This is a genomic window from Micromonospora sp. CA-246542 (assembly GCF_050942905.1).
Taxonomy (GTDB): Bacteria; Actinomycetota; Actinomycetes; order Mycobacteriales; family Micromonosporaceae; genus Micromonospora.
The window spans coordinates 2,972,141-2,991,227 of the sequence record NZ_CP192040.1 but is presented as its reverse complement, the minus strand read 5'-3'; the positions used below and the strand labels follow the sequence as shown (position 1 = coordinate 2,991,227).

19 protein-coding genes are annotated in these 19,087 nt (G+C 70.9%); 9 read left to right on the top strand and 10 right to left on the bottom strand.

The window, feature by feature from the left end; all coding sequences use genetic code 11:
* The first annotated feature begins 68 nt into the window (after window positions 1-68).
* On the top strand, window positions 69-593 hold the full coding sequence (locus ACQP0N_RS13905; RefSeq protein ID WP_433120566.1) for a MarR family winged helix-turn-helix transcriptional regulator: 525 nt from the start codon (window positions 69-71) through the stop codon (window positions 591-593).
* Between the two features lie 73 nt (window positions 594-666).
* Here ACQP0N_RS13905 and ACQP0N_RS13900 read toward each other — a convergent pair whose 3' ends face one another.
* From ACQP0N_RS13900 to ACQP0N_RS13890, 3 genes are all read right to left on the bottom strand, one after another.
* The gene (locus ACQP0N_RS13900; RefSeq protein WP_433120564.1) at window positions 667-2,175 is read right to left on the bottom strand and encodes a phosphoesterase; all 1,509 of its coding nucleotides are present in this window, start codon (window positions 2,173-2,175) and stop codon (window positions 667-669) included.
* Between the two features lie 170 nt (window positions 2,176-2,345).
* Window positions 2,346-4,298: a Xaa-Pro dipeptidyl-peptidase gene (locus tag ACQP0N_RS13895; protein WP_433120562.1), complete on the bottom strand. Its 1,953-nt coding sequence runs from the start codon at window positions 4,296-4,298 to the stop codon at window positions 2,346-2,348.
* Between the two features lie 84 nt (window positions 4,299-4,382).
* Window positions 4,383-5,045, bottom strand: a complete 663-nt coding sequence (locus ACQP0N_RS13890; RefSeq protein WP_355050036.1) for a hypothetical protein — start codon at window positions 5,043-5,045, stop codon at window positions 4,383-4,385.
* Window positions 5,046-5,411: 366 nt separating this feature from the next.
* On the opposite strand from ACQP0N_RS13890, the gene ACQP0N_RS13885 reads away from it, so the two are divergent.
* Together ACQP0N_RS13885 and ACQP0N_RS13880 are read left to right on the top strand one after the other, a co-directional pair.
* The gene (locus tag ACQP0N_RS13885; RefSeq protein WP_433120561.1) at window positions 5,412-6,374 is read left to right on the top strand and encodes a helix-turn-helix transcriptional regulator; all 963 of its coding nucleotides are present in this window, start codon (window positions 5,412-5,414) and stop codon (window positions 6,372-6,374) included.
* A 55-nt stretch (window positions 6,375-6,429) separates the two neighbouring features.
* Window positions 6,430-7,065: a DUF6624 domain-containing protein gene (locus ACQP0N_RS13880; RefSeq protein ID WP_433120559.1), complete on the top strand. Its 636-nt coding sequence runs from the start codon at window positions 6,430-6,432 to the stop codon at window positions 7,063-7,065.
* 27 nt (window positions 7,066-7,092) lie between these two features.
* Here the strand turns inward: ACQP0N_RS13880 and ACQP0N_RS13875 are convergent, their stop codons facing one another.
* Window positions 7,093-7,479: a winged helix-turn-helix transcriptional regulator gene (locus ACQP0N_RS13875; RefSeq protein ID WP_433121621.1), complete on the bottom strand. Its 387-nt coding sequence runs from the start codon at window positions 7,477-7,479 to the stop codon at window positions 7,093-7,095.
* A gap of 96 nt (window positions 7,480-7,575) precedes the next feature.
* Here ACQP0N_RS13875 and ACQP0N_RS13870 point away from each other — a divergent pair, with 96 nt between their 5' ends.
* Window positions 7,576-8,433 (top strand): SDR family oxidoreductase, encoded by an 858-nt coding sequence (locus ACQP0N_RS13870; RefSeq protein WP_433120557.1) that lies wholly within the window; start codon window positions 7,576-7,578, stop codon window positions 8,431-8,433.
* Between the two features lie 59 nt (window positions 8,434-8,492).
* Here ACQP0N_RS13870 and ACQP0N_RS13865 read toward each other — a convergent pair whose 3' ends face one another.
* Window positions 8,493-9,185 carry a TetR/AcrR family transcriptional regulator gene (locus tag ACQP0N_RS13865; RefSeq protein ID WP_433120555.1) on the bottom strand — a complete coding sequence of 231 codons (693 nt, stop codon included), beginning with the start codon at window positions 9,183-9,185 and terminating at the stop codon, window positions 8,493-8,495.
* Between the two features lie 379 nt (window positions 9,186-9,564).
* Here ACQP0N_RS13865 and ACQP0N_RS13860 point away from each other — a divergent pair, with 379 nt between their 5' ends.
* A complete protein-coding gene (locus tag ACQP0N_RS13860) occupies window positions 9,565-10,704 on the top strand; it encodes an ice-binding family protein (protein WP_433120553.1) in 1,140 nt (379 codons plus the stop codon).
* Between the two features lie 415 nt (window positions 10,705-11,119).
* Here ACQP0N_RS13860 and ACQP0N_RS13855 read toward each other — a convergent pair whose 3' ends face one another.
* Window positions 11,120-11,248 (bottom strand): hypothetical protein, encoded by a 129-nt coding sequence (locus ACQP0N_RS13855; RefSeq protein WP_433120551.1) that lies wholly within the window; start codon window positions 11,246-11,248, stop codon window positions 11,120-11,122.
* Between the two features lie 186 nt (window positions 11,249-11,434).
* Between ACQP0N_RS13855 and ACQP0N_RS13850 the strand changes: the two genes are divergently transcribed.
* Both ACQP0N_RS13850 and ACQP0N_RS13845 read left to right on the top strand, forming a co-directional pair.
* Entirely contained in the window at window positions 11,435-12,382 is a 948-nt protein-coding gene (locus ACQP0N_RS13850) for an ion transporter (protein ID WP_433120549.1), read from the top strand.
* Between the two features lie 37 nt (window positions 12,383-12,419).
* On the top strand, window positions 12,420-12,773 hold the full coding sequence (locus ACQP0N_RS13845) for a TraR/DksA family transcriptional regulator (protein ID WP_433120547.1): 354 nt from the start codon (window positions 12,420-12,422) through the stop codon (window positions 12,771-12,773).
* Between the two features lie 70 nt (window positions 12,774-12,843).
* On the opposite strand, the gene ACQP0N_RS13840 is transcribed toward ACQP0N_RS13845, so the two are convergent.
* On the bottom strand, window positions 12,844-13,338 hold the full coding sequence (locus ACQP0N_RS13840; RefSeq protein WP_355050043.1) for a GNAT family N-acetyltransferase: 495 nt from the start codon (window positions 13,336-13,338) through the stop codon (window positions 12,844-12,846).
* Between the two features lie 407 nt (window positions 13,339-13,745).
* Here ACQP0N_RS13840 and ACQP0N_RS13835 point away from each other — a divergent pair, with 407 nt between their 5' ends.
* A complete protein-coding gene (locus ACQP0N_RS13835) occupies window positions 13,746-15,140 on the top strand; it encodes an enolase C-terminal domain-like protein (RefSeq protein ID WP_433120545.1) in 1,395 nt (464 codons plus the stop codon).
* An 8-nt stretch (window positions 15,141-15,148) separates the two neighbouring features.
* Entirely contained in the window at window positions 15,149-15,844 is a 696-nt protein-coding gene (locus ACQP0N_RS13830) for a FadR/GntR family transcriptional regulator (protein ID WP_355050045.1), read from the top strand.
* Between the two features lie 88 nt (window positions 15,845-15,932).
* Here the strand turns inward: ACQP0N_RS13830 and ACQP0N_RS13825 are convergent, their stop codons facing one another.
* From ACQP0N_RS13825 to ACQP0N_RS13815, 3 genes are read right to left on the bottom strand one after another with little or no spacing between them, the layout of a single operon-like run.
* Window positions 15,933-16,742: an ATP-binding cassette domain-containing protein gene (locus tag ACQP0N_RS13825; protein ID WP_433120543.1), complete on the bottom strand. Its 810-nt coding sequence runs from the start codon at window positions 16,740-16,742 to the stop codon at window positions 15,933-15,935.
* Window positions 16,742-17,794: an ABC transporter substrate-binding protein gene (locus ACQP0N_RS13820; protein WP_355050047.1), complete on the bottom strand. Its 1,053-nt coding sequence runs from the start codon at window positions 17,792-17,794 to the stop codon at window positions 16,742-16,744. The genes ACQP0N_RS13825 and ACQP0N_RS13820 overlap by 1 nt, the downstream gene beginning before the upstream one ends.
* A gap of 40 nt (window positions 17,795-17,834) precedes the next feature.
* On the bottom strand, window positions 17,835-18,842 hold the full coding sequence (locus tag ACQP0N_RS13815; RefSeq protein WP_433120541.1) for an ABC transporter permease: 1,008 nt from the start codon (window positions 18,840-18,842) through the stop codon (window positions 17,835-17,837).
* Window positions 18,843-19,087: the final 245 nt, after the last annotated feature.

Below are 19,087 nucleotides of genomic sequence, written 5' to 3'. Positions count from 1 at the left end.
AGGCCAACCTTATGCCAGACAGAACATCTGCTGCCAACAAGGTCTGTGACTTCGGCTATCGTCGGGGTATGACGGGTGCCACCGACCGGCCGGAACGGCCCGATCCGCTCGATGACGACCTGGGCTGGATGCTGGGAATCGTCTTCCGTGGCTACGTCCGAGCGGCCGAGCACGTGCTGACCGATTTTCCGGGTGGCCCGCGCGGTTATCAGGTGCTCACCGCCTCGGTCACCGGCCCGGGCCGTAACCAGGGCGCGATCGCCGAGGAGTTGGGGATCGACCGCACCGTGCTGACGTACCTGATCGACGACCTCGAACGCCCCGGATTCGTGGCCCGGCGGCCCGACCCGTCCGACCGGCGCAGCCGACTGGTGGACGTCACCGACGCCGGGCGGGCGGCCTGGGAGCAGCGACGCGAGGCGCTACGACGGGTGGAGGCGCACCTGTTGGGGTCGCTCGCGCCGGCCGAGTCGACGACCCTGCGGACCCTGCTGCAAAGAGTGGCCTGCTCCACCCAGGCCACCGATCCGCTCCGCAACCTCTGCGAAGCGGTAACCCACATCCACCCCGCTCCACCCACGGAGCCTCGTTGATCAAGAGGTTCGCGTCACCGAAGGCCGGAATCCTGACGCGAACCTCTTGATCAACAGGGGGGGTGGGGTGGGATCAGCGGACGTGCACGAACACCGGGTTGGAGTAGAACCACAGGTCGTCCCACGGGCTCTCAAGGCCATCCGCGAGGGGCTCGGCCTCGTCGGTGCTGGTGCCGCGCACCCGGGCGTACGTGTCGGCCTCGACGTTGCGCAGGGTGTGCCGGATGACGTAGTCGTGACCCTGCCGACGCCAGTCGCGCGGGCCGAACCGGGCCACCACCTTGGTGGTGGGGTTGGTGTCGGCGTCCAGGTTGGCGCTCGGTCCGGTGATCTGCCCGACGATCAGGTCGACGCGACGGACCTCCGGCCGGTCGCCGTTGCCGTTCACCCCGTCCTGCGGGCGGAACCGGATCTCGATCTCGACGTCGGTACGGCTGCGACGGTTGACCGTGATGGTCTCGCCGACCTCAGCCGTCTTGCCCTGCGACGTGGCGCTCACGTCGAGGCTGCGGATCAGGTCGCCGGTGGTCACCCAGATCCGGCCGTTGCGCAGGCCGTCCATGATGTCGCCGTAGTCCTGGCGCGCGTACACGTAGGTCTTGCTGTACTCCCCCGGCCAGAAGTCCGAGCCGCCGCGCGTCCAGTGCACGTGCGAGTCGGACGTCGCGGTGATCCACCAGCGCCGACCCTCGCCGAGGAGCGAGTCCCAGAGGCCACCGACCCGTGCGGTCATCTGGTCGAAGCCGCCGTAGGTGGGGTGGTTGCCGTACCCGCCACGCTTGCCGCCGTTGAGCGGACCGGCCTGGTGACCGGGCGCGCCCTCGAAGCCGATGTACACGTCGGGCGCGGCGTTGTTGCCGTTACGGAACTCGCGCGGGGTGTCCTGGCCGTAGACGCCGAGGCCGGGCGCCGAACGGGAGGCGTGGTGGGCGATCACCAGCGGCTTGTGCGGCATACCCCGGGCGACCTTGAGGAACTCCACCATCTTGGCCTCGGTGTCGCGGGCCGGGTCGGTGGGGAACGCGTCGTACTTGGCGAAGCGGCTCTCCAGCTCGAAGAGCTGCTTCGCCTCGTCGTCGTGGCGCGGGATCATCAGCGTGTGGTGGTCCAGCGAGGGCGCGTCGAACTCCATGCCCCAGAACTGGAGCACCTCGGGGACGAGCTTGCGCGAGCGCAGCAGGTCGGGGTACGCCTGCTCGATGTTGACCTTCGAGTGCGTCGGCCCACCGTGGTCGGTGCACATCGCCCAGGTCAGGCCGAAGTTCTTGGCCATGATGGCGTTGGTGACGATCGGGTAGACCGCGTCCGCGCCCTTGTGGAAGACGATCGGGCTCTTGGTGGTGTCGAATTCGCCGCTGTACTCGGAGTGGACGTGGTGGTCACCCGCGCGCCACGACCGGTTCTTGACACCGCCCCGGTCGGCCTCGTCGTCGCCCGGCCGGCGCTCCTCGTCGGCCCACGCAGCCCCGCCGCCCACCAGCGGGCTCGCGGCGGCCAGCGTCGCGCCGACACCCGCGTACTTGACCAGCTTGCGCCGCGACAACTGCGCGCGCTCGACCTCTTCGGCTTGCTTGTCTCTCACGTCAGAGCCTCTCCTCGATCAAGCGAATGCTCTTTCGATCAAGGAGCCTCGAAGAGGTCGGTGAACGCCCGCCGTACGCCGGACGGGTACCCGGTGAACTCCCTGGCCGAGCCCGTTGAAGGGCACGGTGACGCGCCGCTGGGTGACGAAACGACAGCGGGGCGGCAGGATCAGGGCCGTTGGCGCTCCCGCTCCACGCGTGCCGATCCGGCCGTCGACGGCGCGGCGGGTGCGGTGACCACCGTGGGCGCGACGTCGACGGCGGGCAACCCGGTCCGGCCGGCGACCGGCAGGACCAGTTCGCTGCGCCCGAGGTCGACCCGGACGGTGGCGTCCTGGTCCTCGGCCATCGTGAACTCCGGGTCGCTCTGACCGAGCACCAGGCCGAGGACGTGCCCGGCCGGCACCACCGCGTCGTACGCGTTCAGCGGCACGGTGACCGTGTACCACCGGTCCGCCCGCAGCGGCGTGGTGAACCGCAGCGAACGATGGTGCGCGGCGTCGAGCCAGCCCCGGGCCAGCACCGCGTGGTCGGACACTTCGGTGATCTCCTCGGTGTCGTGGTAGCAGGCGTCGTCGGCCGGGGTGGACGCACCCCAGCAGGATTCGGTGTCCAACGTCCGCACCGCCCCGAACCAGCTCCGCTCGGCGGTGCCGTAGTCGACCAGGCGGGCGCTCAGCTGCGTGGTCGGCCGATCCACCCGGACGCGCAGTCGTACCGACGCGCTGCCGGAGATCCGCAGCGCGGAGTCCAGCGGACCGGAGAGGAAGACCAGCCGGCCGGCGGTCGCCCTGTTCGGCTCGGCGACCACCGCGTCCTCGGTCAGCGCCTCGTCGACGTACGACCGTTCCTGACCAGGCCGCGCACCGCGGCCGCCGAGGGTGCCGGTCACGCCGTCGCCGACGCCGAGGGGAACCCGCACGTTTCGGGTGCCGGGCGCGGGCCAGTCGCGCTGCGTCGTCCACCTGCCGGGCGCGGTCTCCAGGTCGACCCTCGGTTCGTCCATCACCCCGTTCGGCAACTCCTGCAACCAGTAGTCGAACCAGCGGTGCAGGGTCGCCACCCACTCGGCGCGTCGTACGTCGAACGGATCCTGGTGGCCGGCCTGGGAGAGCCACAGCTTGCGGGGTACGCCCCGCTCGGCCAACTCCTGCCACCAGCGGGCGAACTGGTTCGTGGTGACGTTCAGGTCGTTGAGACCGTGTGCCACGAGGACACTGGCCCGCACCCGGTCGGCCGACGGTCGGTAGTCGCGCTGCCCCCAGAACCCGTTGTAGTCGCCGGTCTCCTCGGCGCTGTCCGCCCGCAGCCGGGCGAGCATCGCCGCGCAGGCGGCCTCCGGGCGGCTGCTGACGACCGAGTGCAGCCAGCCGGGATAGTCGGTCGACACCAGCGTCCCCTGGTATCGCACGTAGTCGTACCAGCTTGAGATCGCCGAGATGGGCACGATGGTGGCCAGGCCCGGCACGCCCGTGGCGGCGACCCCGTTGGCGACCGAGCCGTCCCACGACTTGCCGATCATGCCGACGCGGCCGGTGCTCCAGCCGGCGTCGACCGGCCGCCCGTCGGCCGTGTACGCGCGGGCCCGGCCGTTGAGCCAGTCCACCACCGCCCGGGCGCTGCCCACCTCGACCGGGCCTCCGACGTCCTCGCACCCGGTCGAGCGGGCGGTGCCGGCGAGATCCACGGCGACGAAGGCGTACCCGCGCGGGACGAAGTAGTTGTCGTAGAACAGGGGCACCGAGGCGATGACGCCGGACGTGTCGTACGCCTTGAACTCGCCCTCGTTGCCCCGTCCGCAGCAGAGGTAGTAGGGCGACGCCTCCATGACGACCGGTACGCGGACCCCTGCGGCGGCGGCCTCCCGGGGCCGGACGATGTCCACCGCGACCCGGTCGCGGACGCCGTCGCCGTCGCTGTCGGTACGGGTCTCGACCCAGACGCTCTCCCGGATGGCGCTGGCGTAGGAGTAGGCGGGGACCGTGGCGGTGCCGACGACGTGGGGTGGGGCCGGACGGTGACGGTCGGACGGGTCGGCGCTGGCGGGAGCGGCGGCGAGCGTCGCGACCAGCAGGCCGGCGATGGCAGCGGCACTACGTGCGCGGGTTCGGGAGGTCGGCATCGGTGTCCTTCCGGGTACGACGCGTCCAGGACATTCCATCGCATCGATGCCTCTTTGCCCAGCCCCCACGGCGGCGCGCCGTCGTCAGATCCGGGCGCGGGGCAGCCAGCCCAGGAAGCGGTGTCGTGCGCTGGGCAGGGGCAGCGTCGGCAGGTCCTGGGCGGCGGCGACGAGGCACGAGCCGAGGTAGACGGCGAGGGAGGCGCGCGCGCCACCGAACTCGGCGAGCAGTTGACTCTGCTTGGTCGCGCAGGGCCATTCGCGGCCACAGCCGGTACACGTCCAGCTCGGCGGGTTGGGCAGGTGCTCGGGCAGCTTGGCACGCCGGTAGCGGCCCACGACGCTGTTGTCCGCGCGGACGTCGCGTCGCCGGCGCTCGGGCCCTTCGTTGCGGTGCGCGGGCGGCCGGGCGCCGGGCAGGTAGCGCCGGACGGTGCCGAGGAGCGCCCCGACGCGTACCAGGGCGTCCGGCCCGACGTGGTGGGCCAGCAACGCCGTGAGCAGGTAGTGCCCCAGAAGGTCGAACGAGTCGCGGTTGAGCCGCAGGTCGCGGCACAGGTCGACGAACTCGGGCGTGGTCAGCGGGACGCGGTCGTCGAGCGCGCGGCGCAGCACCTCTCGCAGCGCGACGCCGAGGCTCATCAGCGCGTCACCCTCGCCCAGTCCTAGGCTGTCCTCGTCCGCCACCCGCGCCAACGCCTCGGCCACCGCCAGTCGTACGACGCGGTCCGGATCGGTACCGTCCAACGACTCACCCCCGCCTGTCGGCCGGATCTCCGGCTGTTGTCCGGGCGTCGGGACGCCCGGGAGATCATGAACAAGATTTCGCTGCCGCACCGGAGGCGACTAGGACAGCGGGCGCAGGATCACCGCGTGCGATAGCCGGAAAGCGAAATCGACTCGGCAAAACGGCGGATCGACCGACGTACACGGCCGGTTGCCGTATGGTGGAATTCCCATAAATAGATATGTGATTCGCTGGGAATGACGCCACCACCACCGCCGATCCGGTCGGCAACGCGCCGCGATCACCGGCACGTGCGCCCAGCCACGTCCCGACCACACCGCCGGTCCCGATCCGACCGGCGGTCTCCTCTCGGACGGAGACAGCGGATGACGTCACCAGTGCAGGCCCGAGCATTCGAGAGTCACGACCCGGCGGCCATCCACCGCTTCCTGGCCAGCACATACACCGCGGACCTGCGTATCCACGCGGGCGGGACCGGCTACCACCTCGTCCACCAGCGCGTCGACGCCGGGCCGTTCGCCCTCGCCACGACCGGCCAGAGCGCCCATCTCGACATCGAGGTGGGCGACATCGACGGGCTGATCATCTGCCGTACCCGCAGCGCCCTGATCAGCCGTACCTCTCAGGGGGAGACCCACCGCTTCGGCCCCGGCGACGTGTTCCTGACCAACCGGCCGGGCGAGCCGTTCAACCTGCGGTGGGAACCCGGCGAGGTGGAACTCTGCGTCCTGGACCTCGGGGTACTGAGACAGGTGGCGACCGCCGCGCCGGCTCGGCGGCCCGGTCCGATCCGTTTCACCGACCTCGGCCCCGTCGACGCGGCCCTCACCCGGCAGTGGCGACGGACCACCAGGTACGTGAACGACGTCGTCCTGAACAGCCCGACCGCCAGCGCCCAGCCGCTGGTGATCGGCAGCGCCGCCCGCATGCTCGCGGCGGCGGCGCTCGCGATCCTTCCCAACACGGCGTTCACCGACGAGACGGCCCGGGACCGCCACGACGCCAGCACCGCGACCCTGCGTCGCGCCATCGCCTTCATGGAGGAGAACGCCGACCGGGACATCGGCGCCGCCGACATCGCCAACGCCGCCGCCGTCTCCCTGCGCGCGGTGCAGCTCGCCTTCCGTCGCCACCTCGGCACCACACCGATGGCGTACCTGCGCCGGGTCCGGCTCGACCGGGCGCACCACGACCTGGTCCGGGCCGACCCTCGACGGGAGACCGTGTCGGCCATCGCCAGTCGTTGGGGATTCGCCAGCCACAGCAGGTTCACCGCCTGGTACCACGCCAGCTACGGGGTGCCGCCCCGCGAGACGCTGCACGCCTGAGGTCGCCCCGGCGTCGACCTTGTGACACGTCTTGGCAGCGACGAAAATCGATGCTGTGAAGCTACCGTCGAGGTTCGCCCGACCGCTGGTGTGCCTGCTGCTCCTCACCGGCTGCGGCACCTCGCCCGGGACCACCGACGGCCCTACGGGCGACCCCCCGCCCACGTCCCCCTCCCCCGGAACCTCCGTCTCCCCCGCCGCCTTCGACAAGGCGCTGCACGACGAGTTGATCGCGATGCTGGAGCGCGACCAGGCCGACCGCGAGGGCACCCCGCAGACCGAGTCCGACCAGGCCCGTACCCTTCGCCTGAAAGAGATCATCCGTACCCACGGCTGGCCGACCTTCGCTCTCGTGGGCGAGGACGGGGGCAACGCCGCCTGGGCCATCGTCCAGCACTCCGACCTGGACCCCGCCTTCCAACAGGAGGCGCTGGACCTGCTGCGCGCGGCCGTCGCCGCCCGCCAGGCGTCGCCGGGCAACCTCGCCTACCTCGAGGACCGGGTCGCCGTGGCCAAGGGCGAGCCCCAGGTGTACGGGACACAGATCCGCTGCGGGCCGGACGGTCCCGTCCCGGCGACCCCGATCAGGGACGAGCCGGGCGTCGAACGCCGCCGGGCCGAGGCTGGCCTGCCCACACTAACGAGCTACCTCGCCGAGATGACCACGATCTGCGCCCAGGACACCAACTAGGGTGATCGTCCAGCGCGGGACGGGCCCTCAGGGCCGCTCCCGCTCGCGGGCGGCCCGCACCTCGGGCACCGAGGCTTCCAGCAGGTCGGCGAGACCACGGAGCTGCTCGGCGACCCGGACACCGAGCGGGGTGAGCGTGTATTCGACGCGCGGCGGGATCGCGGTGAGCACCTCCCGGGTGAGCATCCCGTCGCGCTCCAGCGTCTGCAGGGTCTGGGAGAGCATCCGCTCGCTGACCCCCTCGATGCGCCGCCGCAGGGCGTTGAACCGGTAGCTGCCCTCGCCGAGCGCGAGCAGGGCGAGCGAGGCCCACTTCGACGTGACGTCCTCGAAGGCGGCACGGGAGGTGCAGCTCCGTGCGAAGACATCGCTGACGAATTCCTGGATAGGCCCCGCCGGGTCCTGGGCCGGCATGTCGGTCACGTCACCAGCCTACCCGAAGCTTACTCAACGACTTGTGCTGTAGATTCGTAAGTGCTTACTAGAAGTAACCGCTCATCGGAGGTCCCCATGCCCACCTATGCCGTCACCGGCGCCACCGGCCGTCTCGGCCGGCTGGTGATCGAGCACCTGCTCGACGCCGGTGTGCCCGCCGCCGAGATCGCCGCCGTCGTCCGCAGCCCGCAGAAGGCCGCCGACCTGGCCGCCCGCGGCGTCGAGATCCGGCAGGCCGACTACGACGACCCCTCGACGCTGCCCGGCGCCGTGGCTGGCGTACGCCGTCTGCTGCTCATCTCCGGGGACACCCCGGGGCAGCGGGTGCCCCAGCACACCGCGGTCATCGACGCCGCCCGGCTCGCCGGGGTGGAGCGCCTGGTCTACACCAGCATCCTGAAGGCCGACACGACCACGAACCCGCTCGCTCCCGAGCACAAGGCCACCGAGGAGGTGCTGGCCGCGTCGGGCCTGTCGTACATGGTGCTGCGCAACGGCTGGTACACCGAGAACTACACCGATCAGCTCCCGCAGTACCTGGCGAGTGGCACCATCCTCGGCGCCACCGGCGGCAGCAAGGTCTCGGCCGCTCCCCGGACCGACTACGCGGCCGCCGCCGCGGCGGCGCTGACCCGGGACGAGGGCGGCAACGCCGTCTACGAGTTGGGCGGCACCGCGTTCACCTTCGACGAGCTGGCCGACGCCGTCACCGAGGTCACCGGCACGACCGTCGTGCACCGGGACATGTCGACCGCCGAGTTGGCCTCCGCGCTCCAGAACGTCGGGCTCGACGCCGGCACCGCCGGGTTCGTGGCCGCGCTCGACCACTCGATCGCCATCGGCGAGCTGGCCACCGACAGCGACGACCTCGGCCGGTTGATCGGTCGACCCACGACCGGGCTCCGCGACGCCATCCGCGCCGCGCGCGCCTGACTCGGGCCCGGGTTCGTCATGCGGGCGGGCGACGGGGCACGCCCCCGTCGCCCGCCCGTTCAATCGGGGGACGCCGGCGTCAGCAGTCCGGTCAGCAGGCTGCGCAGCGTCCGCTCGAAGAGGTCCGTCGGGGGCGTCGGCGGCCCGACCCGGCCGAGGGCCGCGACGAGATGTGGGTACGCCCCGAGGTCGACCCCCGCGAAGCTGGGTGACCCGGCGGCGGCCTCGCTGCGGGCGAACAGGCTCACCACGCCGGTCAGCACGGCGATCGCCTCGAACTTGGCGCTGACGGCGCAGCGCACGGGTTCCATGATCCGGATGCAGTTGTCGAACCAGGCCAGGCTCTCGGGACCGACGCCCGACGGCCGTTGGATCACGTCCACCAGCCACGGGTGGGCGCGGAACAGGGCCAACTGCTGGCGGGCCACCAGCAGCATCTCGTCCCGCCAGTCGTCCCGCTCCGGCGGGTACGGCCGCAGCTCCCCCACGACGTGGTCGGTCATCAGGTCGAGCAGGTCGTCGCGGGACGACAGGTAGCGGTAGAGCGATCCGGCGCCGGTGCCCAGCACCGCGGCGACGGCCCGCATCGACACCGCGGCGAGCCCTTCGGTGTCGGCCAGGGTGATCGCCGCCGCGACGATCGCCTCCCGGCTGTGCGTCGGCGCGGGGCCACGGGTTCCCCGTTGGGGTCTGGCCCAGACCGGCTGCCGGCCGGCCCCGGAGTCGCCGGACCTCCCCGCTGCGTCGGTCACCGACCCACTCTAGAGCCGCTGACGGGGTCCGCCCGCAGGCACCGCGCAGGGTCGCGCGGCGGGCACTCCTTAGGCGGGTTTCTCGGGCCGGGACCCGCTCCGCTACGCCCAGAATCGGCGAAAGCGAATGCGAATGTCAGTCCGATCGAATAGACGGGCTTGGGCTATTGTCCCAATTCTCCTTCATTGGCACATTTGACGTGGTGTGGTGGTCAGCGCGCTTCATCGGCGCCATTCAGGCCGCATCACGCAGGACGCCACTCGTTGGACGTCTCCTGCGAGTAGTACCCACGGAGGGTGTTCTGTGACAGCTAAACCCAAGATTTGGCTACGGCGGCGGGTGGTCCTGCCGTCGCTCGCGGCTTGCGCAGCCGCCACGGTGGCAGCCAGCCTGCTGCTCTTCAGCTCGACCGCCGCAAACGCGCAGGAAGCACCGGTCAACCTGGGGACGGCGGCCGACTTCTCCGTCCTCGCCGGCGCGGAGCCCACCAACACCGGCCCCAGCTTCCTGGCCCAGAGCCTCGGGCGGTTCCCCGGAAACACCGCGTCCGGCTTCGGAACGGCCACCATCGGCGGGGAGGTGCACCTGGGCGACGCGGTCGCGCTCCAAGCTCAGAGCGACCTGACCATCGCCTTCAACGACGCCGCCGGTCGGACCCCGTTCACCAACCTCCCGGCGGAGCTGGGTGGCAACACACTCAACGAAGGGGTCTACCGGATCGGGGCCGCCCAACTGACCGGAGCGTTGACGCTCAACGGCCAGGGCGACCCGTCGGCCGTGTTCATCTTCCAGGTCGACTCCTCGCTGACGACGGCGTCGAACAGCAGCGTCGTCCTGATCAACGGGGCGTCCGCCTGCAACGTGTTCTGGAAGATCGGCAGCTCGGCGACGATCGGCACCGGCACCACCTTCGTGGGCACCATCATGGCTCAGGCCGCGATCACGATGGCCACGGGCGCGACCCTCCAGGGCCGCGCGCTGGCCCGCACCGCCGCCGTCACCCTCGACACCAACGTCATCACCGCACCGATCTGCGCCGGGCCGACGGGCCCGCCTGGACCGACCGGCCCACCCGGGCCCACCGGCCCACCCGGGCCCACCGGCCCACCCGGCCCGTCCGGCCCGCCCGGTAGCCCCGGCGCACCCGGCAGCCCCGGCGCCCCCGGCGCCCCCGGCAGCCCCGGCGCCCCCGGCAGCCCCGGCGCCCCCGGCAGCCCCGGCGCCCCCGGCAGCCCTGGAGCACCCGGAGCACCCGGTAGCCCTGGAGCACCCGGCGCGCCCGGCGCACCCGGCAGCCCCGGCGCGCCCGGCAGCCCCGGCGCACCCGGCAGCCCTGGAGCACCCGGCAGCCCCGGTAGCCCGGGAGCACCCGGCAGACCTGGTGGGGGCGGCAATCAACCCATCCTGCCGGTCACCGGCGGCGGTGCAGTCCCGGCCATGACCGGCGTCGGAGGTGTGATGGTCGTCCTGGGCGCGGTCGCGTTCCTCCTCGCCCGGCGTCGACGCCTGGAGTCCTGATCGGTGGGCCCGGCCGGTGTGATTCCGGCCGGGCCACCTCACGTTGTCGGCCCGCTCCCCACCGGGGGCGGGCCGACGACGTATTCGCCATGGACCGTCAGCCGGCGAGCCCAGCTCGCGCATGAGGTCGTCCGCGCGCACGTGCAAACGTAGAGCAGAATCTGTGGTTGGTCGCCCTCGCAGCGCACCAGGTAGGTCTGTGCGAACTGCAAGCTGCCGGCCTTGCCCTGCGACGGCGCGAAGTCCAATGTCCACTCGGTCGGTATGAGAACGTACCTTCGGTGCGAGATCGAGAACGTCGAGGACCGTCACCCTGGCTCCGGTAAGACCAAATTGCTCGGTCATCGCCGTGTGCGGTTCGTCGAGAACGGCCCGGTACCCGGCGTCGTTGATGACGGCCGCCGCCCTGCCCGGGTCACCCTCGATGGACGTCTCGGCTGTAGCCCGCGGCAACGGCGACGATGTCGCCGGCCTCGACGGCCCGCGCGTAGCCGTGCGGGAAGGCGGTGATCTGGTCGCGTGCCAGTGTCTCCGGCGACGGCATCCTCGCTCCTCTCGGTTCGGCAGCTGTCAGTCGTTCCAGGCCACCGTCACTATCGCCGCGATACGCCAATGGTTGTGAACCTTTGAAAACGCGGCCTAGGGTGGTCGCCATGCTCCCGCGCCGCCACCACGACCAAGGGTGGGTCCTGGCGGTGACCCTGGCACGTTCCGACAGATCGGCCGCCTGGTGAGCGGTGCGCCCGCTCCCGCGCAGCGAGGTGAGCGGTCACGCCCCGACGATCGCCGGCCCACCGTCACCGACGCCTGCGCACGGCTCGCCCGGTCGCGTCCCTTCGAGATCGGCATCGTCGTCGTCATCCTCGCCAACGGGATCGTCCTCGGGCTGGAGACGTACGAGGGGCTGTTCCCCGCGACCGGCGCGCTGCACGGGCTGGAGCTGTTCTTCCGCGCCGTCTTCACCATCGAGATCGGCGTCCGGTTGGCGGCGTACGGCCGGCGTCCACAGGACTTCTTCCGGCACGGTTGGAACGTCTTCGACTTCCTCGTGATCGCCGCCATCTTCGTTCCGGGCCTGCACGGCGACGCGGCGCTGTTGCGCGTGGTGCGGGTCGCCCGGATGGTCCGGCTGGTGCGGTTCTCGCCGGGCCTGCGGACCATCGTCTCCGCGCTGTGGCGCAGTCTGCCCGGCGTCACCGGATTCCTCGCGCTGGCCGTGGTGACGCTCTACGTGTACGGGATGGCCGGCTGGCTGATCTTCGGCGACCGGTATCCCGACGAGTACGGGGACATCGGCAGGTCGTTGCTGACGCTGTTCGTGCTGCTGTCGCTGGAGACGCTGCCGGACCTCGTCGAGCAGAGGCTCGCCATCTCGCCGTGGACGCTGCTCTACTACGTCAGCTACGTGGTGATCACGGTCAACCTGCTGCTCAACATCCTCATCGCGGTCATCGTGAACTCCATGGAGGAGGCCCGTCGTCTGGAGATGACGGAGCGGTTGGCCCCCGGCTACGACGAGGACGGTGACGGCATCCCCGACGAGGTGGACCGCATCGCACTCACCCAGCGGCTGGACGACCTGCGCGCGGTCATCGGCGAGTTGGAGCGGGAGTTGCGGATCGACCGGGAGGACGCGCACGGCCGGCCGCATCGCGTCCAGGTGCGCGCCGAACGCTGACCCCGCGTTCGTTCCCCGCGCGTAGCGTGGAACCGTCATGGACACCGAGCCCAGCGCGATTCGCGCGGATCTGCACCGACGACGCGACGAGACCACCGCCGAGATCGCCGCGCTCGAGGGCGACCTGCGGAGCCTGTTCGAGACGTCCCGGTCCTCGAACGCCGACGACGAACACGACCCCGAGGGCAGCACGATCGCGTTCGAGCGGGCACAACTGAGCGCCGTGCTGGCCGCGGCCCGTCGACGCGTCGCCGAACTGGACGAGGCGCTGAGCCGCGTCGCCGCGGGCACCTACGGCGTCTGCGAACGGTGCTCCCGCCCGATCCCCGCCGAACGGCTCGCGGCCCGCCCGTCGGCGCGTACCTGCGTCGCCTGCGCCAGCCGACGATGACGGTGGCGGCGCCCGCGGACCCGGTGCCCGGCGGACGCGGCGGGGGTGTCCGGGCGCGGACGGGTTCCGGTCAGACGACGGTGGAACTGCGGCGTTCCAGCAGGACGACGTCACGCCAGCGGTCGTGGTGGCGGCCGATCCGCTCGCGTACGCCGATGACACGGAAGCCGGCCCGGCGGTGCAGGGCGAGGCTGGCGGTGTTCTCGGGGAAGATGCCGGACTGGATCGTCCAGATGCCGGCGCCCTCGGTCGAGGTGATCAGCGCGTCGAGCAACAGCCGGCCGACTCCGCGTCCCTGAGCCGCCGGATCGACGTAGACGGAGTGCTCGACGACGCCGGCGTAGACCGGGCGGCTCGACGTCGGCGTGACGGCGACCCAGCCGAGGACGAGGCCGTCGGCGACCGCCACGAACCGGTGCGCGGCGATCCGGCTGGCGTCGAAGGCCGCCCAGGTCGGTGCGGTGACCTCGAAGCTGGCATCCCCGCCGTCGAGGCCGAGTTGGTAGATCGCCAGGACGCGGTCCGCGTCGCCGGGGCTCATCGGTCGCAGGGTCGTCTCGGCCACGGTCAGGCTCCGATCTTCTGTCCACGGTGTCGCGGGTCTGCTGTGTCAGACAGTTGTACCGTGCGGGGACACCGGCTTTCCGCCGCGCTCACCGGCATCCCGCACGTCCGGCGTCCGCTCGTCGAAAGATGTGATGTATCGATTCGATGCTGGCAGCTCGCCACGTCGGTTCGATCGGCCGCGAATGTGAACGTCCAATCTTCCCCGCAACTCGCAGGTTCCCTTACCGCAACCGCGCCGCAACGGCGTGAGCCGCCGCGAGCGACCGGCGCGGTCCGTCGCGAAGAGCGCGAGGAAACGTTGGATGTCTATGCGTATGGGCTCGATGGCGTCGTTGACGCATCCAAACCGCCCTCCGTATACTCCGAATGATCATCTGATCTTTAGCCGAGCCGGGCGAGGAGCGCATGCCGCAGATCACTGGCGTCACCGTCGAGGACGTCCGCTTTCCCACCTCGCTGACCGCTGATGGGTCCGACGCCATGAACAAGGACGGCGACTACTCGGCGGCCTACGTCATCCTGCACACCGACGGCGTCGACAGCGCCGGCGTACCGCTCGCGGGTCACGGCCTCACCTTCACCATCGGTCGGGGCAACGACATCGTCGTGGCGGCGGCGGCCCACCAGGCCCACCGCCTGGTCGGCCTGGACGTCGCCACGATGGCCGCCGACATGGGCGCGGTCTACCGCCTGCTCACCTCCGACACCCAGCTGCGCTGGCTCGGCCCGGAGAAGGGCGTCGTCCACCTGTCCCTGGCGGCCGTGCTGAACGCGGCCTGGGATCTGGTCGCGCGACTGGCCGACAAACCGCTGTGGCGGCTGCTCACCGACATGTCCCCCGAACAACTCGTCGACATCGCGGACCTGCGTTACCTGTCCGACGCGCTGACCCGGGACGAGGCGCTGGACATCCTGCGGGCACAGCAGAGCACGAAGGCCGACCGCCTCGCCGAGCTGGCACGCACCGGTTACCCGGCCTACACCACCTCGGCGGGCTGGCTCGGGTACGGCGACGACAAGCTGCGCCGGCTGTGCCAGGAGGCCGTCGACTCCGGCTACGGTTACGTCAAGCTCAAGGTGGGCGCCGACCTCGACGACGACATCCGTCGGTGCACCATCGCCCGGGAGATCCTCGGCCCGGACCGCAACCTGATGCTCGACGCCAACCAGGTGTGGGACGTCGACCAGGCCATCGAGTGGGTCAGGGCGCTGGCCCGTTTCACCCCACTGTGGATCGAGGAGCCGACCAGCCCGGACGACATCCTGGGCCACGCGGCCGTGCGCCGCGCCGTCGCTCCTGTCGGCGTCGCCACCGGCGAGCACTGCCACAACCGGGTGATGTTCAAGCAGTTGTTCCAGGCCGAGGCCATCGACTTCTGCCAGTTGGACACGGGCCGGCTGGCCAGCGTCAACGAGATCGTCGCGGTGCTGCTGCTCGCCGCGAAGTTCGGCGTCCCGGTGTGCCCGCACGCGGGCGGCGTCGGGCTCTGCGAGATGGTCCAACACGTGTCGGTGCTCGACTACGTCGCGGTCTCGGGGGATCTCACCGGCCGCGTCACCGAGTTCGTCGACCACCTGCACGAGCACTTCACCGATCCGTGCGTCATCCGGGACACCGGTTGGGGCAGCGGATACGTCCTGCCCGACGCGCCCGGCTACTCCACCCGTATGCACCCCGAGTCGATCGAACGGTACCGGTTCCCGGACGGCCGCTACTGGGCTTCGACCGAGGCGGCTACCGTGTCATCTCCGGAGCCGTACGTCATCGCGGGTGGAGCCGCCACCCCCGCCGGCCGCTAGGAGGTGTCATGTCCCGCACCGACGAGGTCGTGAACGGCATCAAGCGGATGATCCTGGAAGGGACGTTCAAGCCCGGGGACCGGCTGCCCATCGAGAAGGACCTCGCCGAATCCCTCGGCGTCTCGCGGGGCTCGCTGCGCGAGGGGATGTCCGCGCTGTCGATCCTCGGCATCGTCAACATCCGCCAGGGTGACGGCACGTACGTCACGAACCTCGACGCGCCGCAACTGCTGGCCCCGATGGGCTTCGTGGTCGACTTCCAGGGGCAGGGCGACGGACGGCACATCCACACCGTCCGCCGCCTGCTCGAGTGCGAGGCCGCCCGGTTGGCCGCGACCAGGATCACCGACGAGGCCCTGGCCCAGGCCGCCGAACTGCTCGACGAGGCGGCCCGGATCGCCGGCCGGTCGCCGCAGGACCACGAGCGCATCATGGAAATCGACATCGCGTTCCACCGGATCATCGCCGCACACGCCGACAACCCGGTGCTCATCGGCCTGATCGAGGCGTTCGCCGGGCGCACGCTGCGCGGGCGGCTCTGGCGGAGCCTGCACGAGGAGGGCGCGGACCGGCGCACCCACGACGAGCACGTGGCGATCCTCAAGGCCCTCCGGGCGCGCGACCCGGAGCGGGCCCGCACCCGGATGGCCAACCACCTGATCGGTGTGGAGGAGTCGCTCCAGGGGTTGCCCGACGAGGGCTGACCGGCGCCGTCGACTGATCGCCCGCCCGTGCCGCTCGTCGGTGGCACCGTTCCCGGTGCACCGCGCGCTCACGGGCGGGCGACCCCTGTCACCGCTCGTCGCTCTTGCTTCCGGTCATCGCCGCGACCAGATCGTCGGTGCTGACCTCGTCGGCGCGCAGCCGAGCCGCCCGCCGGCCGAGACGCAGCACCTCCACCCGGTCGGCGATCTCCAGAACCTGCGGCATGTTGTGACTCACCAGCACCACCGACATGCCCGCCTCACGCGCCCGCCGCACCACGTCGAGCACCCGCTCGGTCTGCACGACGCCCAGCGCCGCGGTGGGCTCGTCGAGGATGACCACGTTCGTCGCCCAGATGATCGCCCGCGCGACCGCGACGCACTGCCGCTGCCCGCCGGACAGCATCGCGATCGGCGTGGTGACCCGTGGGATCCGTACGCCCAACTCGTCGAGGGCCGCGGCGGCGCCGTGGCGCATGGCGCGCTTGTCGAGCAGGCCCAGCCGACCGAGCGGCCCGGACCGCAGGATCTCCCGCCCGAGGTAGAGGTTGGCGGCGACGCTGAGGTCGTCGGCGACCGCGAGATCCTGGTAGACGGTCTCCACCCCCGCGCGCCGGGCGTCCACCGGAGTCCCGAACTGAACGGGACGACCACCTATCCGGATCTCGCCCTCGTCCGGCGCGTGCACGCCGGAGAGCGTCTTGACCAGCGTGCTCTTGCCGGCGCCGTTGTCACCGATGAGGGCGACGACCTCGCCCCGGTGGACCGTGAAGTCGGCGCCGCGCAGCGCCTCGACGTGGCCGAACCGCTTGACGATCCCCCGGGCTTCGAGCACCGGCGGCTCCTCGGGAGACCGCCGCTGGTCGTTGTCGGTCGTCGGCGCGGAGGTCGTCGCCATCACTGCACCGGGGGGTTGGCGCAGCTGGGCTCGAGCACCGCCTTGATCTCCGGCGAGTCGATGTTCTTCTTGGTGACGAAGGTGACGCCGGTGTCCGCCGACGCCAGCGGCGCCTTGTCCCGGAGGTGCTTGACCATCTTGTCGACGCCGAAGTAGCCCATCTTGAAGGGATTCTGCACGACCAGCGCGGAGATCTGGCCGTTACGCAGTCCGGCGATCTCGTCCGGGGCGGCGTCCCAACCGATGATGACCACCTTGCCGGACTTGCCCGCCGCCTGGATGGCCTGCGCCGCGCCGAGCACGCTCGGCTCGTTTGCGGCGAAGATGCCGGCGAGGTTGGGGTTCGCGGTGAGGATGTTCTCGGTGACCCGCCGCGCCTCGTTGACGTCGCTGCGGCTGGGCTGCTGGCCGACCAGCTTGAGGTTGGGGAACTGCTTGAGGCCCTCCTTGAAGCCGTCGACCCGCTCGGTGTTGGTCTGCGAGCCCGGCTGGAACTCCACCAGCGCCACGTCGTGGTTACCGGGGCCCAGCTCGGTGGCGAGCAGCTTGGCCGCCTCGACGGCCGACGCCTTGTTGTCGGTGGCGAAGAGCGGCACGCTCGACGGCTGCGGGCTGGTGCCCGAGTCGATCATCGCGACCGGGATGTTCGCGCCGATCGCCTGGTCGGTGGCCGGCGCCAAGGCGCGGGAGTCGGTGGCCGCGTAGACGATCCCGTCGACCTTCTTGGTGACGAAGTTCTGGATCAGGTTGACCTGACCCTCCACGTCGGTCTCGGTGGTCACCCCGTCCCACTGGACGGTGACGTTGCCGGCGCGCTGCGCGGCGCACTCGGCGCCCGCCTTCACCGTGTTCCAGTAGTCGGCCCCGACGGCCTTGGGTACGACGGCGAGCTTCAGCGGCCCGGAGGCGTCCTTGGTCGCGCCGTCGCCTCCGTCGCGGACCTCGACTCCGCCGCAGGCGCTGAGCAGCGCGGCCGCCGCGGCGGCGGCGAGGATGGCCTGCGCGCGCAGGAGGTGACCCCGTGGACGTCGGCGGATGGTGGTGTGTGCCATGGTGTGCGTCCTTCCTCTGGTGAGCTGCGGGAACGGCAGATCAGCCCCGTGACTCCAGCCGCCGACGGCGGTACTGGTCGAAGTAGACGGCAGCCCAGATGATCAGGCCGACGATCACCTGCTGGTAGTGGATGCTGATGTCGAGCAGGACGGCGCCGTTGCGGACCAGGGCGATGAGGAAGGCGCCGATGATGGTCCCGACGATGCGGCCCTGCCCGCCGAACAGGCTGGCGCCGCCGATGACCGCGGCGGCGATGACGTCGAGTTCCAGCGAGATTCCGTAGTTCGGCTGCCCGGAGTTGACCCGGGAGGCGGCGATCATGCCGCCGAGGCCGACCAGGACACCCGCCAGGACGTACACGTAGGTCAGGTAGCGACCCACCGGGATGCCCGAGCGGCGGGCCGCCTCCAGGTTGGAACCCATCGCGTAGGTGTACTGCCCGAAGCGGGTCTGCGAGAGCAGGAAGGCCACCCCGACGGCGACCAGGGCGGTGATCACGACGGCGAACGGAATGCCGATGATCTCTCCGTTGCCGAGCAGCTGGAACGACTTGGGCAGCCCGTAGACGCCGACCGCGCCGGTGATGATGAAGACCAGGCCCCGCCCGACCGACATCGTGCCCAGCGTCGCGATGAACGGGGGGATCCGGGCGACGGTGACCAGCAACCCGTTCAGCAGTCCCGCCAGGGCGCCGACACCGATCGCGACCGCCGTGGCCGCGAGGAGCGGAAAACCCAGGTCCCGTACGACCATCGCGCCCGCCACGCCGGCGAGCGCGGCGACCGAGCCGACCGACAGGTCGATGCCCTTGGTGATGATGACCATCGTCTGCGCGGCGGCGATGATGGCGATCACCGCGGTCTGCGCGCCGATGTTGAACAGGTTGTCCGCCGTCAGGAAGTAGGGACTGGCGAAGCTCAACGCGACGAACAGGACGACGAGCGCGGTCGCGGCGGTGAACTCGGACAGCGCGTGCGAGATCCGCTCGCGCAACCAGTCGTTGAGCGCGCCGCCGTGGGCCTGATCGGTCGCCTCGACGGCACTCATCGCCGGGCCCGGCCGTCGTCCACTGTGTCTCGCCCGGCTCGGCACGCGCCGCCGCCGGTGATTGACGCTCTCGCTCGCAACCGGACCTCCCCAGGAAGTCACGCACGGGCCACGCCCCGCAATGCCCGCACGATAGATCAGATGTTTGCAATGATCAGGCGTTACCTTGCCATGGTCACACTCGTGTTGCCAAGGTCTTACCGGCATGTTGTGGCATCGTTATTCGCACCTCGGGCACGATACGT

Bases quoted from the DNA above. Each gene is read 5' to 3' on its own strand.
- ACQP0N_RS13885 (WP_433120561.1), top strand. From the start codon at position 5,412: ATGACGTCACCAGTGCAGGCCCGAGCATTCGAGAGTCACGACCCGGCG.
- ACQP0N_RS13825 (WP_433120543.1), bottom strand. From the start codon at position 16,742: ATGGCGACGACCTCCGCGCCGACGACCGACAACGACCAGCGGCGGTCT.
- ACQP0N_RS13830 (WP_355050045.1), top strand. From the start codon at position 15,149: ATGTCCCGCACCGACGAGGTCGTGAACGGCATCAAGCGGATGATCCTG.
- ACQP0N_RS13875 (WP_433121621.1), bottom strand. From the start codon at position 7,479: ATGCCGGCCCAGGACCCGGCGGGGCCTATCCAGGAATTCGTCAGCGAT.
- ACQP0N_RS13895 (WP_433120562.1), bottom strand. From the start codon at position 4,298: ATGCCGACCTCCCGAACCCGCGCACGTAGTGCCGCTGCCATCGCCGGC.
- ACQP0N_RS13835 (WP_433120545.1), top strand. From the start codon at position 13,746: ATGCCGCAGATCACTGGCGTCACCGTCGAGGACGTCCGCTTTCCCACC.
- ACQP0N_RS13870 (WP_433120557.1), top strand. From the start codon at position 7,576: ATGCCCACCTATGCCGTCACCGGCGCCACCGGCCGTCTCGGCCGGCTG.
- ACQP0N_RS13820 (WP_355050047.1), bottom strand. From the start codon at position 17,794: ATGGCACACACCACCATCCGCCGACGTCCACGGGGTCACCTCCTGCGC.
- ACQP0N_RS13845 (WP_433120547.1), top strand. From the start codon at position 12,420: ATGGACACCGAGCCCAGCGCGATTCGCGCGGATCTGCACCGACGACGC.
- ACQP0N_RS13855 (WP_433120551.1), bottom strand. From the start codon at position 11,248: ATGCCGTCGCCGGAGACACTGGCACGCGACCAGATCACCGCCTTCCCG.
- ACQP0N_RS13815 (WP_433120541.1), bottom strand. From the start codon at position 18,842: ATGAGTGCCGTCGAGGCGACCGATCAGGCCCACGGCGGCGCGCTCAAC.
- ACQP0N_RS13905 (WP_433120566.1), top strand. From the start codon at position 69: ATGACGGGTGCCACCGACCGGCCGGAACGGCCCGATCCGCTCGATGAC.